At 62.1% G+C, this 14,613-nt stretch carries 12 protein-coding genes; 3 read left to right on the forward strand and 9 right to left on the reverse strand.

The genetic code is table 11. The features are described 5' to 3' along the window. Positions 1 to 28 precede the first annotated feature (28 nt). The 6 genes from M2497_RS10565 to M2497_RS10590 form a co-directional block, all read right to left on the reverse strand. The gene (locus M2497_RS10565) at positions 29 to 1,768 is read right to left on the reverse strand and encodes a dipeptidase (RefSeq protein WP_248487313.1); all 1,740 of its coding nucleotides are present in this window, start codon (positions 1,766 to 1,768) and stop codon (positions 29 to 31) included. A 95-nt stretch (positions 1,769 to 1,863) separates the two neighbouring features. Beyond that, the gene (locus M2497_RS10570) at positions 1,864 to 3,081 is read right to left on the reverse strand and encodes a phospholipase D-like domain-containing protein (protein ID WP_248487314.1); all 1,218 of its coding nucleotides are present in this window, start codon (positions 3,079 to 3,081) and stop codon (positions 1,864 to 1,866) included. 154 nt (positions 3,082 to 3,235) lie between these two features. Continuing rightward, entirely contained in the window at positions 3,236 to 3,883 is a 648-nt protein-coding gene (locus tag M2497_RS10575; protein ID WP_248487315.1) for a MotA/TolQ/ExbB proton channel family protein, read from the reverse strand. Positions 3,884 to 3,900: 17 nt separating this feature from the next. Next, entirely contained in the window at positions 3,901 to 6,183 is a 2,283-nt protein-coding gene (locus M2497_RS10580; protein ID WP_248487316.1) for a TonB-dependent receptor, read from the reverse strand. A gap of 24 nt (positions 6,184 to 6,207) precedes the next feature. Next, positions 6,208 to 6,936, reverse strand: coding sequence for an energy transducer TonB (locus M2497_RS10585; protein WP_248487317.1), 729 nt, complete (start codon positions 6,934 to 6,936; stop codon positions 6,208 to 6,210). A 2-nt stretch (positions 6,937 to 6,938) separates the two neighbouring features. Beyond that, entirely contained in the window at positions 6,939 to 7,346 is a 408-nt protein-coding gene (locus M2497_RS10590; RefSeq protein WP_005786670.1) for a biopolymer transporter ExbD, read from the reverse strand. 190 nt (positions 7,347 to 7,536) lie between these two features. Here M2497_RS10590 and M2497_RS10595 point away from each other — a divergent pair, with 190 nt between their 5' ends. Beyond that, the gene (locus tag M2497_RS10595) at positions 7,537 to 8,091 is read left to right on the forward strand and encodes a GNAT family protein (RefSeq protein WP_248487318.1); all 555 of its coding nucleotides are present in this window, start codon (positions 7,537 to 7,539) and stop codon (positions 8,089 to 8,091) included. Continuing rightward, entirely contained in the window at positions 8,088 to 9,662 is a 1,575-nt protein-coding gene (locus M2497_RS10600; protein WP_248487320.1) for an alkaline phosphatase D family protein, read from the forward strand. Before M2497_RS10595 ends, M2497_RS10600 begins: the two co-directional genes overlap by 4 nt. Positions 9,663 to 9,750: 88 nt before the next feature. Here the strand turns inward: M2497_RS10600 and M2497_RS10605 are convergent, their stop codons facing one another. Beyond that, a complete protein-coding gene (locus tag M2497_RS10605) occupies positions 9,751 to 10,377 on the reverse strand; it encodes an alanyl-tRNA editing protein (RefSeq protein WP_248487322.1) in 627 nt (208 codons plus the stop codon). 89 nt (positions 10,378 to 10,466) lie between these two features. Here M2497_RS10605 and M2497_RS10610 point away from each other — a divergent pair, with 89 nt between their 5' ends. Then, positions 10,467 to 11,411, forward strand: a complete 945-nt coding sequence (locus M2497_RS10610; protein ID WP_248487324.1) for a LysR family transcriptional regulator — start codon at positions 10,467 to 10,469, stop codon at positions 11,409 to 11,411. On the opposite strand, the gene M2497_RS10615 is transcribed toward M2497_RS10610, so the two are convergent. Together M2497_RS10615 and M2497_RS10620 are read right to left on the reverse strand one after the other, a co-directional pair. Then, positions 11,412 to 11,819 carry a PA2817 family protein gene (locus M2497_RS10615; RefSeq protein ID WP_010211653.1) on the reverse strand — a complete coding sequence of 136 codons (408 nt, stop codon included), beginning with the start codon at positions 11,817 to 11,819 and terminating at the stop codon, positions 11,412 to 11,414. 233 nt (positions 11,820 to 12,052) lie between these two features. Then, complete coding sequence (locus tag M2497_RS10620) at positions 12,053 to 14,500, reverse strand: acyl-CoA dehydrogenase (RefSeq protein ID WP_248487326.1); 2,448 nt, start codon at positions 14,498 to 14,500, stop codon at positions 12,053 to 12,055. Positions 14,501 to 14,613: the final 113 nt, after the last annotated feature.

Consider the following 14,613-nt stretch of genomic DNA (forward strand, 5'->3'; position numbering starts at 1 on the left):
GCCCGCCATTGCGGCGGGCTCCTTAACATCAGAGCTTCGGCAGTTGGCCGATACGGCCCATCATTTCGGTGACGATCTGCAGGTCGAGCAGGAACTGGTCGACGGTCTTGAACTCGCCGTCGGTGTGCCCGGTGTACTTCACTTCCGGGCGCGCCAGGCCGAATTGCACGCCGTTGGGCAGTTCATGCACCGAGGTTGCGCCGGCTGAGGTGCCGAACTTGTGCTCCATGCCGAGGTTTTCCGTGGCGACTGCCAGCAAGGCCTTGACCCACTCACCTTCCGGATTGCGGTACATCGGCTCGGCCACCGAGTAGGTGAAGCCCACCTTGACCTTGGTTTTCTTGTCCCAGGCGCTCAGTTTGTCGGCGATTTCGGCCTTGAGTTTCTCTGGCGACTTGCCCTTCGGCACCCGCAGGTTCACCGCCAGCTTGAAGGCTTTGTCATCCAGGCCGACAAAGGTCAGCGAAGTGGTCAGCGGCCCCATGAACTCATCGGAGAAGCCCACGCCCAACTTGCCGCCCAGGTAGTCCAGGCCCCAGTTGTCGGCTGCATACCGCGCCGCATCAGTGATGTGGTTGTGCTTGAGGGCGATCTTGCCGTCGACGCCGTGGATCAGCTCCAGCATGCGCGCCACCGGGTTGACCCCGGACTCCGGCTCGGAGGAGTGAGCGGACACGCCGGTGACGGTCAGCTTGACGTCTTTGCCGTCGACCTTGGCGGCCACTGCAAAATCGCCGCCGTTGCGCTTGGCGTATTCGCTGCCGGCCTTTTGCAGGCTGGCGGCCAACTCGGCAGGTTTGTCGCTGACGAAGGTCGCCACCGACGCCGACGGAATCTGGTTGGTAGCCATGCCGCCGGTCATCGCGATGATTTCCGCGCCTTTGCCTTCACCCTTGCGCCGTGGGAACGTCGCCATCACCGTGCCGTAGCCTTTCTCGGCGATCACCACCGGATAACCGCCATCCAGCGCGAGGTTGTACTGCGGTGTCGGGTTCTTTTCGAAGTAGTAGGGGATCGCGTCGCCGGAGGTCTCTTCGGTGGTGTCGACCAGCAGCTTGAAGTTGCGCGCCAGTGGCAGCTTTTCTTCGTTGATCACCTTCATGGCATACATCGCCACGACGATGCCGTTCTTGTCATCTTCGGTGCCACGACCGTACATGCGGTCGCCGATCAGCGTGACCTTGAACGGGTCGAGTTTGGTGCCATCTTTGAGCACCCAATTTCCCGGCGTCACCGGCACCACATCGGCGTGGGCGTGTATACCGACGACTTCGTCGCCACTGCCTTCCAGGGAAATCTCGTACACGCGGTTGTCGACGTTGCGGAAGTTCAGGTTGAAGGCCTTGGCCAGGTCCTGGAGCTTGCCGGCGATCTTGATGAATTCCGGGTTCTTGTACTGCGGCAGGCCGTCGACGTTGAAGGTCGGGATTTCCACCAGTTCGCGCAGGGTTTCGAGGGCGGCTTTGCCGTACTTCACCCGAGTGTAGATGCCCAGCAGGCGATTGATTTCGTTCTGCTGGTCGGCGCTCAGGGGTTTGTTGTCGAGGAAGGCATTGATTGCCGGGCCGACGTCGCTGGTCTTGCCCAGGTCGCCTTTAGCCAGCGCGCCGAGGAAACCGCGAAAATCGGTGACGGACGTTTCGTTGAAGTTCTTGAGAATCGCCGTGCTTTGCTCGGGCGTGATGTTGGCGAAGGCGGGGCAGGTAACCGCCGACAGGCTCGCCGCAAACAGGGTGGCAGCCGCCAATTGCTTGAGTGGAAAGTGCATGGAGAGACGCATTCCTTTGCAGGTAGTGAGTAGGAGGTTTCTGATCGATCTGTCAGAAACATTTCCACACACTACCATTAGTCAGGTGCCTCCGGTCAATGCTGGCCAGGATGGGGCTCGGGGTACTCCTCAGTCACATCCAAGGCTCTGGCGTAGGGCCCATCCCACAACTGCTCATGCAATTGCCCGACACGCTTGGCCATCGCTTCGTTGTGCATCACCACTTCCAGGTTGCGCGAATTATCCAGGTAGCCACCCAGCCAATTGCTGGTGCCGACCCACGCGACCTGGCCGTCGATCTCCATGGTCTTGCTGTGGATCACCCGCGCATACGGGATAAAGCCTTGTTTGGCCTCGGGCAGCGTCACGATCTTGATCTGCACATTGGGCAGCACGGCCAGGCTCTTGAGGTAGGGCAGTTCCAGCTTGTCGGTGTTCCAGTTGGACACCATCAGCTTGATCGACACCCCACGCGCCGCCGCAGCGCGTACGGCGTTGTCGATCACCGCGTAGTACGGACGGGTCTTGTCCGGTCCGTAGGACAACGGCGCGTAGTCCAGCAATTGCACGCGCACTTCCTGCTTGGCTTCGCTCAACAGGCGCGGCAGTTCCAGCTGTGAGTCGCCCACGCCAGGCGGGTTGTAGCGCTGCGGGCTGGCGACCAGGTAGTTGCCGGTGCGCGGTGCCTCCTTGCCAGCAACGGGCAGCGGCACCGGCTGGTTGTCGGTCAAGGCCTGCTGGGCGTTCCAGTCCTGGTCAAAGATGGCCTGCACTTGGCCCACGACCGTTGCATCGGTGATGCGCAGCCCGGTTTCGTGAATGTGTTCCAGCGAGCGCCAATCGAAATTCTGGCTGCCGACAAACGCCTGCTTGCCATCCACTACCAGGTATTTGGCGTGGATGATCCCGCCACTCACACGGGCGTAGGGCAAGACGCGAAAGGTCAGGTTGGGGATCGCGCGCAGGCGTTCCAGGGTGGAGGCCTCCGACAACTTGATGCCTTTTTCTTCGAGCAAAAAGCGAATCTTCACACCGCGTTTGCCGGCGGCTTCCAGGCGCTCGATCACGCGGTCCATCACCGAACCGGGGTGATCGGCGGCGTAGAACTGGCCGATATCGATGCGGCTTTTGGCGCCGTCGAACAGCTCGCTCCAGACCGGGCCGGGCTGGCGCAGGTCGTCGGTGTCGAGGGCGCTGTCCACCGGTACGGTGTGCACCAGTTCAAACCCCGGAATCGAAAAGTCCGCCTGGGCCAGCGGACTGAGGAGCAAGCCGGCAAGGCCGGCGATACGCAATTTCAAGGAGACGGACATAACACTCTCTTCACTGATGTAGTGAGCGGGCTTGCCCCGCGCTGGGTGGCGCAGCCGCCCCAAACAGTCCACCGCGTTGTCCCAGAAAGACCGAGGTGCCTGGATATGGGGTGGCTGCGCCACCCAACGCGGGGCAAGCCCGCTCACCACAGGTTTATGCGGTGCGGCTGTGCAGCGGCGTCGGTACCCGATGCGGCACTTCACTCTGCACACGGGCACCGGTGGCGGCGCGGATCAGCAGGATCTTCAGCTGGTCGTTGATGCGCTCCAGGCTGTCCTGGAAGAAGTTGTGGAACACCACGCAGAACAGCGCGATGGCGATCCCCAGGCCGGTGGCGAACAGGGCCGTGCCGATGCCGCCGGAGATCTGCCCTGGGTCGGACACGCCCGCCGTCGCCAGCGCCTTGAAGGTGTCGATGATGCCGAGGATGGTGCCCAGCAAGCCCAGCAGCGGCGCGGCGGTGGTGATGGTTTCGATGATCCACAGGCTGCGGGCCAGCGGCGCGCGGGTGGTCAGGTACTGGGTTTCGATGACGTCATCCAGATCCTTGCGCGAGCCTTGCGAGGCTTTCTGTGCCAGCACCGGCAAGACCATGCTCAGCGGCAGGCTGTCACGCCGGGTCAGGCTCTCCGGCAGGTCGCGTTCGCTGTGCACGTTGGCGCCGAGCACCTCGGTCAGCGCGCGGGCCTGGCGGCGTACATACGCGAAGTAAATCCCGCGCTCGATGGTGATGAAGATCGCGATGGCCATCGCGGCATACATCACATAGAAGGTGATGTCGTGGAGCAGGTTCATGTCCATGTTCACTTACCTCGCAATTAGAAATTGGCTTCCAGGGAAACCGTCACGGTGCGTTCCAGGCCCACGATGTAGGCCGGGTCGCCGTCGCGGAAACCGCCGTAGGTGGCCGCGTTGGTCTTGGTGGTGTACACACCGTCCAAGTACTTCTTGTCGAACAGGTTGTCGACGTTCAGGCGCAGGGTCGCGTCCTTGACCACTTTCTTGTCCACTGGCAGGTAGATACCGGCGCCGGCGTTGAATACGGTGCGCCCGGAGATCGCTTCGTCGTTGGTCAGGTCGCCGTAGAGCTTGCTGGTGTACTTGCCGCCGAAAGTGCCGTAGAAGCGGCCGTCGTCGTAGCCGATGTTGGCGGCCAGCATGTTTTTCGGCACGTTGGCGAACTGCTTGCCGCTGGTGGGCAATACGATCGCTTTGCCGGCGTTGTACACGGTCAGGTCGTCTTGCTGCTCGGCCTTGGTGTAGGTGTAGGAGGTGTAGTAGTTGAAGTGATTGGGCAGCAGGCCGCTCCACTCCAGTTCCAGGCCGCTGTTGTTGACGGAGCCGGCGTTGATATCGGCGAAGTCGCCGTTGATATCGCGCGACGACACCTGGCGATCCTTGAACTGCATGTAGAACAAGGTGGCGGCCACGGTCATGTCTTCATCGGTGTAGCGCCAGCCCAGTTCGTGGTTCCAACTGGTTTCCGGCTTGGCGTCGATGGAGCCTGCGCCCTTGTCGTACAGCACGTAGTTCTGCGGGATGCGCATGTTGCGCGACAGGCTGTAGAACACCTGGTCGCGTTCATCCACCTGGTATTTGAGGCCGGCGTTGGGCAGCAGTTTGTTGTAGGTCTGGTTACGTTTTTCTGCTTGCTCGGTGAGGCTGCCATGGTTGGTGCCGTCACGCTTGACGTTCATATAGGCCAGGCCGCCGATCAGGGTCCAGTCCGAGTTGATGTACCAAGTGTCCTGGGCCCAGACCTTCTGCGCCGGGGTGATGGTGAAGCGGTCGCGGCCCTGGATGGTGTTGCCATTGGCATCCACCACCGCCTCATTGGAGTCCGGCCAGGTATCGACCGGCTTGCCATTGGCCTTGAGCGGAATGAACGGCTGGGTCTGGCTCTGGCGCGCGCGCTCGTACCAGTAGCCCACTTGCACGCTGTGATCGCCCAGGTCCCAGTTCAGTTTGGTGGTGATGCCCGGACGCCAGGTCTGGGTACGTGAAGGGCGGTAGTACACGCCGCTGTTCGGGGTGCCGTCGGCGTTGTATTGGGCGCCGGTGGGCAGGTTGCCCAGGTCGAACACGCCGCCCTGGTTCGAGCCGCGGTTGAGGGCATAGCTGGACGAGCCGACGCCGCTGCCGTTACCCCAGTAGTAGTACGGGATCACCGACAGCGCGAGGTTGTCGGCCAGTTTGAACTGGGTGTTGAGCACGGCGGTGAACGTCTGGAACGGGTTCTGCGCCAGGGCGTAATAACTGTTGTACTTGCCGTTGCTACCCACGGTGGGCGTGGCGGGGTAAGGGTCGTACTTGCGGCCGTTCTGCTGGAACTGCGCCTTGGTCAGTTGGCTGTAACTGTTGTTGTCCTGCTCATGGTACTTGAGGATCAGGTTGGCGGTGTTGCCATCGCCGGCATCGAAGAAGCTGTTCCACTCGACTTTGTCCGCACGCACGGCGCCCGAACCGCGCCACATCTGGCCTTCGGTGTGGGAGGCCGAAAGCCAGTTGCTCAGGCCGTTGATCTCGCCGGTGTTGAGGCGGGCGAAGGTCTTGCGGGTGGCGTTGCTGCCCATGACCTGTTTGACGAACGCACCGGTTTCCTTGGTCGGTCGGATGGTCACGATGCCGATGTTGCCGCCGCTGGAGCCGATGTGCGGGCCGTCGGCTTCCGAGGAACCCTGGGTGACGAAGATCTGGTCGATGTTTTCCGGGTCGCCCAGCAGGTTGGAGTACAGCGCGTAGTTGCCGGAATCGTTGATCGGCATGCCGTCCACCGACATCCCCACCTGGTCGGAGTTGAGGCCGCGCATGGTGAAGCGAAAGCCCGACAGGCCGGTGTTGTCTTCGCTGGAAATGTTCAAGCCCGGGGTGTACTTGAGCTTGTCCACCGCGTTGCCGGTGGCGGTCTGTTTATCCAGCGCTTCCTTGGTCACGGTGGAGCGGCCCTTGATGCTTTCTTCCTGCACCATGTAGCCGCCACCTGCCGTGGCCTTGCCCTGAACCCCAATAGTCCCGACGTCACTGTCGCGGGTGTCGGCCATGACCATTCCATGGCCCATGCTTGCGGCAACAAGTGCCAGATGAATCCGTGTGAACCTCATCTCTGTCGTCCTGGTGTCGGGTGCTTATTGCACGCTGTAGTTGAAGGTGGCGGTGAAGCGCTGCTCATTGCGGCCCCCGAAGGCTTGCTCGGGGAACGGCTTGACTTGCTTGATGCGACGCAAGCTGTTGGTGGCGGCCCGGTTGAGCAACATGCTCGAGGCCTGGGTTTGCAAGCCGGAGTCGAGGACCCGACCCTGGCGGTCGACCAGCAGCCAGATCACCACTTCGCCGCTCGGGCGTTCGAGGGAAGCCTGGCGTCCGGTGGGGTACTGCTTGTAGGTGTCCAACTCGTTGCGCAACCCCTTGAGGTAACCGCCTTCCAGCGCTTGGCCGTCGACCTTGGGCGGGGCGGGCGGCGCGGGTGTCGGTGCTGCCTGGGCCACAGGTGCCGGTGCCGGTTTGGCGGCGACCGGAGGTGGTGTCGGTACTGGCGTTGGCTTGGCCACCACGGGCTTGGGCACAGGTTTTGGCTTGGGCTCAGGCTTGGGTTTTGGCTGCGGCTTGGGCGGTGGCGGCGGCGGGGCTGGCTCGGCCTCTTCATCCTCGATCACCGGCGGTGGCGGCTCTTGTTCCACCACCGGTTCCGGGATCACCTCCGGCTCCGGCTCGACCAACGCCAGCTCGACGGCGGACTCGTCATACACCGGTTCGACCTTCAAGGTCTGGGACTGGATACCCAGTGCAATCAGCACCAGGGCGATCAGGGCCGGGACACTGCCCAGCAGCTGACGCGCACGAAACAATACGTACATGATCAGGACTTACGCGTGGCAATGGACACGGAGGTAAAGCCACCCAGACGCAGGGTGTCCATCACCTCCACCAGGCGCGAAACCTCGACGCCTTTGTCGCTGTTAACGATGATGGTCGACTTGGTGTCAGGCTTTTCGGCTGCCTTCAACGCCGGCACCAGCGCATCGACCGTGAGGTCCTTGCCATCCAGCTGCAACTGGCCTTCCAGGCCCAGGGTCAGGATGAATTTGTTCTGTGGCTTGAGCTGCTGCGAACTGCTGGCGCTCGGCAGCTGGGTCTTCATGCCGAGGGCCGGAATCACGTTCAGGCTCACGAGTACGAAAAACACCAGGAGGAACATCATCACGTCGATCATGGGGATCAGTTCGATGTGCGCCTTGCGTTTTTTCGGTTCGTCCCAGGTTCTCATTCCGCTACCCCGTTATTGAATTAGGGGCGACACGCTAACAACCAAAAATGACCGATTGGTTAACTTTAATTGACGGTTTTAGGGCTCTAGGACGCGTCTTTCAGATGACTCTTGAGTCATTTTTGTGACGTAACAGAATTGAAACCCGGCAGGGGCATTCTCAAAAACTTTACATCGAGGGCCCCCAGAGATGAGTAGCGAATTGCCATGTCTTTCCACCCCGCGGCTTCTATTGAGAGCACTGGAAAAGCACCAGGCCGAGACGTTGTGCACCCTCGCCAACGGGCCGAAGATCGCCGATAACACGGCGAGTATTCCGTCGCCCTATACCCTGCAAACGGCGCAGGATTTTATCGACGGCATGCAGGAGAAATTTCGCTCTGTGGGGTTGCTGAGCCTGGGCGTGCATGTGCGCGACAGCGGCGAACTGATCGGCATCGCCAGCCTGCGCATCAATGCGGCTCATCACTATGGACACCTTGGCGGCTGGACGGCGGCGGATGCACGCAACCTGGGGTATGCGACCGAGGCCGCGACCGCGTTGATGGACTACGGCTTTGGCGAACTTGGCCTGCACCGTGTGGGCAGCCAGTGTTTCAGTCGCAACAAGGAGTCGGCGCGGGTCATGGAGAAAATCGGCCTGCAGTACGAAGGCTGCATGCGTGGGGCGTTTCTCAAGAATGGGGTGCATGAAGACATGCTGGTGTTCGCCACCCTGCGTGAGGATTGGGAGTTTCGGCTGTGAGCGGCGACGTTGATCACGGTCGGCGCCGGGTCCTCGCCGGGCTGGCCGTTGCCACCACCTTTTCGATCCTCAGCCCGTTTGCGCGCAGTGCCGGGGTGGACTACCCGTTCACCTTGGGCGTGGCCTCCGGCGATCCATTGCCCGACGGGTTTGTGATCTGGACGCGCCTGGCGCCGCTGTTCAATGCCGCCGATGGCCGGGGTGGCTTGAGCCGCCCGGTGCCGGTGCGCTGGCGAGTCGCCCGCGATGCGGCGATGACCCGCGTGGTGCGCCAGGGCGAGGTCATCGCCACTGAGCGCTGGGGGCATTCGGTGCATGTGGAGGTGGCGGGCCTGGAGCCGGGCAGGCCGTACTGGTACCAGTTCGAAGGGCTCGGCGCGCAAAGCCCGGTGGGGCAGTCGCGCACGGCTCCGGCGGTGCATGCCATGGTGTCGGCACGCTTGGGGTTTGTCTCGTGCTCCCATTGGGAACGTGGCTATTTCAGTGCGTATCGCCACCTGGCGCAGGAGCAACCCGACATGGTGTTTTTTCTCGGGGACTACATCTACGACAGTTCCTACGCGGCGGATTCCGGCAAGATCATTCGCCCCCATGGCAGCGGCAATGCCGTCAGCCTGAGCGACTACCGCAACCGTTATGCCTTGTACAAAACCGATCCGGATCTACAGGCCCTGCACGCTGCCGCACCGAGCGTGGCGACCTGGGACGATCACGAAGTGCAGAACGACTACGCCAACCGCTGGTCCCAGGACCCGAAGATCCCGGTGGGGCAATTTCTGCAGCAGCGGGCCGCGGCCTACCAGGCGTTTCACGAGCACATGCCACTGCGTGCCAGCAGCTTGCCGAAAGGGCCGGACATGCGCATTTATCGACGCATGGACTACGGTCGATTGGCGCGTTTCCATGTGCTGGACGGCCGACAGTACCGCTCCGAACAACCGTGCATTCTGGCGAATGGCAGTCACCAGGGGCATATCGCCGATAACCTCTGTCATGACTTGCGCGACCCAGGTCGCACCCTGCTCGGGTGGCAACAAGAAGCCTGGCTGGACCAGGGCTTTGCCCAGTCGACGGCGCAGTGGAACATCATTGCCCAGGACTTGCTGGTGGCGCCGTTGACCCAGCGCGATCTGACCAACCACAAACCGGGGCGCTGGACCGATGGTTGGGATGGCTACATGGCCAACCGTTCACGGATGCTGGCTTCCCTCGAGCGCAATCGGGTCAACAATCCAGTGTTCTGGGGCGGCGATATTCATTCGTTCTGGGTGACGGACTTGCATGCCGATGGCAACAACCCGGATTCGCCGGTGGTCGCCACGGAGTTCGTCGGTACGTCGGTGACGTCTGACGGGCCGCCGTTTGAGGCGTTCAGCAAGATCCTGCCGCTTAACCCCCATGTGAAATTCTTTGACAGTCGTCAGCGAGGGTATGTGTCGGTGGAGGTGGAGGAGGGCAGGATGCTCACGCACTTGCGCGTGATTACCGACCCGCGTGATCCGGCGGCCACCGTGTCGACGCTGAAGTCGTTTGTGGTGGAGTCGGGGCGGGCGGGGGCGATAGCGGTGTAGGGAAGCGTTTGTGCTGGCTAGCCGGCTTTCTGTGGTGAGCGGGCTTGTTGTGGCAAGCCCGCTCGCCACAAGGGTAAATGCGGCTGGTTCAAGCGATTTCGTAGCGTACCGACAACGCGCCCTTTTTCTCCGACAACGCCAGGATGGTGACCTGGCCCAGTTCACCCAAGGTCTGCACATGAGTGCCCCCACAGGCATACGCAGGCAATTCGCCAAAGCCGACCTGGCGGGTGCCGTCTTCCAGGTTCATATGGCGAGGGTAGTCTGCGGCGATCCATTGGTTGACCTGTTGCTGGATCGTCTCGGCTTCCATGGCTCGCGCCGCTTCACCACGGATAAAGGTGATCTTGCCTTCGCCCGGCCAGTGATGAGCCTTGATCGGCATCCAGCCCAGGCTCTCGCCCACGTTGCCGATCAAGTGCCCGGCGGAATGCAGCCGGGTATGCAACGCCCGGCGCTGTTCATCGACCCGCGCGATGACGGGACCCGGCTCCAGCGGGCGGTCGACGTAGTGCACCATGCGATCGGCCTCTTGGATAACGCGCAGCACAGTGCTTTCGCCGAGCCAGCCGGTATCGAAGGGTTGCCCGCCGCCCTGTGGATGAAAAATCGTCGACTGCAGGATGACCGCGAACTGGTCCTCATGGGGCGTGCAACTCAGCACCTCCAGTTCGGCAGTCAGGTGGTCGTGGGTGAAAAACAGGCGTTCGGTCATGATCTACATCCGCATCAGGGTTCTGCGGGCAGTATAAATAGTGCGCGGATGGGTGATAATCCGCTCAGTTATCAATGGACCTGTGCACCATGAGCATCAATCTACCGTTGCCGCTGCTGGGCGAGATGGCGATTTTCGTCAAAGTGGTGGAAACCGGCAGCTTCTCCCAAGCCGCCCGGCAACTGGGCGCTTCACCGTCCTCGGTGAGCCGCAGCATCTCGCGTCTGGAAAAGGCCCTGGCCACGCGCTTGTTGCAACGCACCACGCGCAAATTACGCCTGAGCGAAGGTGGTGAAGAGGTGTTCAAGCGCTGCCAGGAGATGGTCAACGCGGCACGTTCGGTCATGGAGATCAGCGGACAGTTCACCCACGAAGCCGAAGGGCTGGTGCGGGTCAGCGTGCCCAAGGCCGTGGGGCGGTTTGTGGTGCACCCGCATATGCCGGAGTTCCTTCGGCGTTATCCCAAGGTGGATGTGCAGTTGATCCTGGAGGATCGGCAGGTGGACCTGATCGATGACAACGTCGACTTGAGCATCCGCATCACCGACAGCCCGCCGCCGGGGCTGGTCGGCCGGCAGTTATTGCCTATCGAGCATTTGTTGTGCGCGACCCCGCAGTACCTGGCCGAGCATGGAGTGCCGGGCCATCCCCATGATCTGTTGGAACACAGTTGTATCTACCTGGGGGAAACGCCAGGGGACTCGCGCTGGAAATTCCGCCAGGCGGGTAAGGCGGTGACAGTGGCGGTGCGCGGCCGGTATGCAGCGAACCACACCGGCGTGCGGCTGGATGCAGTGTTGCAGGATGTGGGGATTGGCAGCCTGCCGTACTTTACGGCGCGCCATGCGCTGGAGGAGGGGCGGTTGGTGCAGGTGTTGCCGGCGTGGGACTTTATCGCGTCCTATCATGGCGAGGCGTGGTTGCTGCATTCGCCCACGCGCTATCTGCCGCCGAAGTTGCGGGTGTTTATTGATTATCTAGTGGCGTGCATGGCGAAGGAGCCGACATTGCGACGGCCCATTCCGGATCGCTGATCAGTGCTTGCTCTGGTCGTCGGGCATGGCCAGCAGCTGTTTTTCCTGGTTCCAGTCGAACGGTTCGTCATTCTGTTCGGCTTCAAAACGGCGCTCTTCCAGGGCCTGGTACAGGTCCAGTTCTTCATCGGGCATGAAGTGCAGGCAGTCACCGCCAAAGAACCACAGCAGGTCGCGTGGCACCAGGTGGGCGATCTGTGGGTAGCGCAGGATGACCTGGCTCATCAGGTCCTGGCCCAGGTACTGGCTTTCGATCGGGTCGATCGGCAGCAGGGCGCGCAGTTCGTCGAAACGCTCCAGGAACAGGGAGTGGCTTTCCTCGGGCACCTGTTCGGCTTCGCCGACGGCAACCAGGATGCTGCGCAAGTGGTCGAGCAAGACGAGATGATCGGCAACGACGTTGGACACGAGATAAGTCCTCTAAAGCAAAAACGGGCGCGAGAGTATATAGCTCGGTGCCCTGCCTCACAAATACGATTCATTTTGACGAGTGGCTGTTGTTGTCAGGCAAGGCGCCGCGACGACTCATAGCTCGGCTATGGGGAGGAGCGGCAACGCAGCGTGGCGACAACAGACGCCGTCAAAATGGATCAGTATTTGTGAGGCAGGGCACTTTGCCCGCATTTATATGACCGCTCGCCTCAGCGGACTTTACCCTCAGCCTGGGTCAGCTCTTCCTTGCTGAAGTCATCCACGTCGATCACCTTGCGCCGCGCCGCTTCGGCGTCACGCAGGGTCTGCGCTTCAGCCGGTTGCAGCACGCCGGCGTGCAGTGCCGCATCAATGGCATGCTCGCCGGCAGCAGGTTTGACCTGGCCACTCTTGAGCGCGGTGTGCAGTTTCTTTTGCAGCGGATGGCTGGCGCCCAGCAGGTCGTAGGCATGTTGCAGGGCACCCACCGGGTCTTCCGCCGATTGCGGGCGGTAGCAGCCGGCCAGCAATTCTTCCAGGGTCGGGTCGCCTTTGGCGCGGCCGATCACGGCGGCGACTTCGGCGTCCAGCGCATCGGACGGGCCGGTATGGCGACGCCCGAACGGGAACACGATCACCCGCAGCAGGCAACCCAGCACCTTGTTCGGGAAGTTGCTCAGCAGCTCATCCAGTGCGCGCTCCGATTCGCCCAGGCTTTCTTCCATGGCCCAGGCGAACAGCGGTTCGAGGTGGTCCGGCGAATCCAGGTCGTGGTAACGCTTGAGTGCGGCCGATGCCAGGTACATATGGCTCAGTACATCACCCAGGCGTGCCGACAGGCGTTCACGACGTTTCAACTCGCCACCCAGCAGCATCATGCTCAGGTCGGCCAACAGCGCGAACGCGGCCGCCTGGCGGTTGAGTGCGCGGAAGTAACCCTGGCTCAAACGGTTGCCTGGCGCTTTTTCGAAATGGCCGACGCCGAGGTTGAGCACCAGGGTGCTGGCGGCGTTGCTCACGGCAAAACCGATGTGTTGCATCAGCAGGCTGTCGAATTCCTTTAACGCCTGGTCATGGTCTTCGCGACCGGCCAGGGCCATTTCCTTGAGCACGAACGGGTGGCAGCGGATCGCGCCCTGGCCGAAGATCATCAGGTTGCGCGACAGGATATTCGCGCCTTCCACGGTGATGAAGATCGGCGCGCCTTGCCAGTTGCGGCCCAGGTAGTTGTTCGGGCCCATGATGATGCCCTTGCCGCCGTGCACGTCCATGGCGTGGCTGATGCACTCGCGGCCGCGCTCGGTGAGGTGGTACTTGAGGATCGCCGACAGCACCGAGGGTTTTTCCCCCAGGTCCACGGCATTCGCGGTAAGCATGCGCGCGCTGTCCATCAGCCAGGCGTTGCCGCCGATGCGGGCGAGGGCCTCCTGGATGCCTTCGAAGGCCGACAGTGGCACGTTGAATTGCTCACGCACCTGAGCGTACTGGCCGGTGACCAGGCTGGTGAACTTGGCCGCGCCGGTGCCGACCGCCGGCAGGGAAATCGAACGGCCCACGGAGAGGCAGTTCATCAGCATCATCCAGCCCTTGCCGAGCATCTCCTGGCCGCCGATCAGGAATTCCAGGGGTATGAACACGTCCTTGCCGGAGTTGGGACCGTTCATGAACGCGGCGCCCAGGGGCAGGTGGCGGCGGCCGATTTCTACACCGGGGGTATCGGTGGGGATCAGCGCCAAACTGATGCCCAGGTCTTCTTCGTCACCCAACAGGTGGTCCGGGTCATGGGCTTTGAAGGCCAGCCCGAGAAGGGTCGCGACCGGGCCGAGGGTGATGTAGCGTTTTTCCCAGTTCAGGCGCAGGCCGAGGGTTTCCTTGCCTTCCCATTCACCTTTGCAGATCACGCCGGTGTCGGGCATCGCGCCAGCATCGGAGCCGGCCAGCGGGCCAGTCAACGCGAAGCACGGGATGTCATCGCCACGCGCCAGGCGCGGCAGGTAGTAGTTGCGTTGTTCTTCGGTGCCGTAGTGCAGCAGCAGCTCGGCCGGGCCGAGGGAGTTGGGCACCATCACGGTGGAGGCCAGGTCGCCACTGCGGGTGGCGAGCTTCATCGCGACCTGGGAGTGGGCATAGGCGGAGAAGCCCTTGCCGCCATATTCTTTGGGAATGATCAGGGCGAAGAAACCATGGGTCTTGATGTGTTCCCAGGCGGCGGGCGGCAGGTCCATGGCCTGGCCGATTTCCCAGTCGCTGACCATGGCGCAGAGCTCTTCGGTGGGGCCGTCGATGAAGGCTTGTTCTTCTTCGGTCAGTTGGGCCTTGGGATAGGCCAGCAACTTGTCCCAGTCAGGGCGACCGCTGAACAGCTCACCGTCCCACCACACGGTGCCGGCGTCGATGGCATCGCGCTCGGTCTCGGACATCGGCGGCAGGACTTTCTGGAACCAATTGAACAGTGGCTTGGTGAAGTATTGGCGGCGCAGGTCAGGCAACAGCAGGGGCGCGGCCACCACGGCGATCAACACCCAGAAGATCAGCAGCAGCCAACCCGGTGCGTGGCTCCAGGCGCCCATCGCCAGCAGGTAGACGGCGACCACGCCCAGGGCGGGCAGGGGGGCGACGCGGCGGTGTGCGAGGTAGGCAATGCCGACCACCAGCACCAGTATCCACAACAACAGCATATTCAATCCTCCGTGAAACCAGGGGCGAAACCACCAGGGAGCTTAGTCGGCATCCGAACAAGCGGGGTGATCAGGGTGTAACGAGATTTGGCCGATTCGTCGTTATCGCCGTG

The organism is Pseudomonas sp. CYM-20-01 (assembly GCF_023169845.1).
In the GTDB taxonomy this organism is placed as follows: Bacteria; Pseudomonadota; Gammaproteobacteria; order Pseudomonadales; family Pseudomonadaceae; genus Aquipseudomonas; species Aquipseudomonas azotoformans.

Coding starts and splice junctions, on each gene's coding strand:
- M2497_RS10565 (WP_248487313.1), bottom strand. CDS start 1,768: ATGCACTTTCCACTCAAGCAATTGGCGGCTGCCACCCTGTTTGCGGCG.
- M2497_RS10570 (WP_248487314.1), bottom strand. CDS start 3,081: ATGTCCGTCTCCTTGAAATTGCGTATCGCCGGCCTTGCCGGCTTGCTC.
- M2497_RS10575 (WP_248487315.1), bottom strand. CDS start 3,883: ATGGACATGAACCTGCTCCACGACATCACCTTCTATGTGATGTATGCC.
- M2497_RS10580 (WP_248487316.1), bottom strand. CDS start 6,183: ATGAGGTTCACACGGATTCATCTGGCACTTGTTGCCGCAAGCATGGGC.
- M2497_RS10585 (WP_248487317.1), bottom strand. CDS start 6,936: ATGTACGTATTGTTTCGTGCGCGTCAGCTGCTGGGCAGTGTCCCGGCC.
- M2497_RS10590 (WP_005786670.1), bottom strand. CDS start 7,346: ATGAGAACCTGGGACGAACCGAAAAAACGCAAGGCGCACATCGAACTG.
- M2497_RS10595 (WP_248487318.1), top strand. CDS start 7,537: ATGAGTAGCGAATTGCCATGTCTTTCCACCCCGCGGCTTCTATTGAGA.
- M2497_RS10605 (WP_248487322.1), bottom strand. CDS start 10,377: ATGACCGAACGCCTGTTTTTCACCCACGACCACCTGACTGCCGAACTG.
- M2497_RS10610 (WP_248487324.1), top strand. CDS start 10,467: ATGAGCATCAATCTACCGTTGCCGCTGCTGGGCGAGATGGCGATTTTC.
- M2497_RS10620 (WP_248487326.1), bottom strand. CDS start 14,500: ATGCTGTTGTTGTGGATACTGGTGCTGGTGGTCGGCATTGCCTACCTC.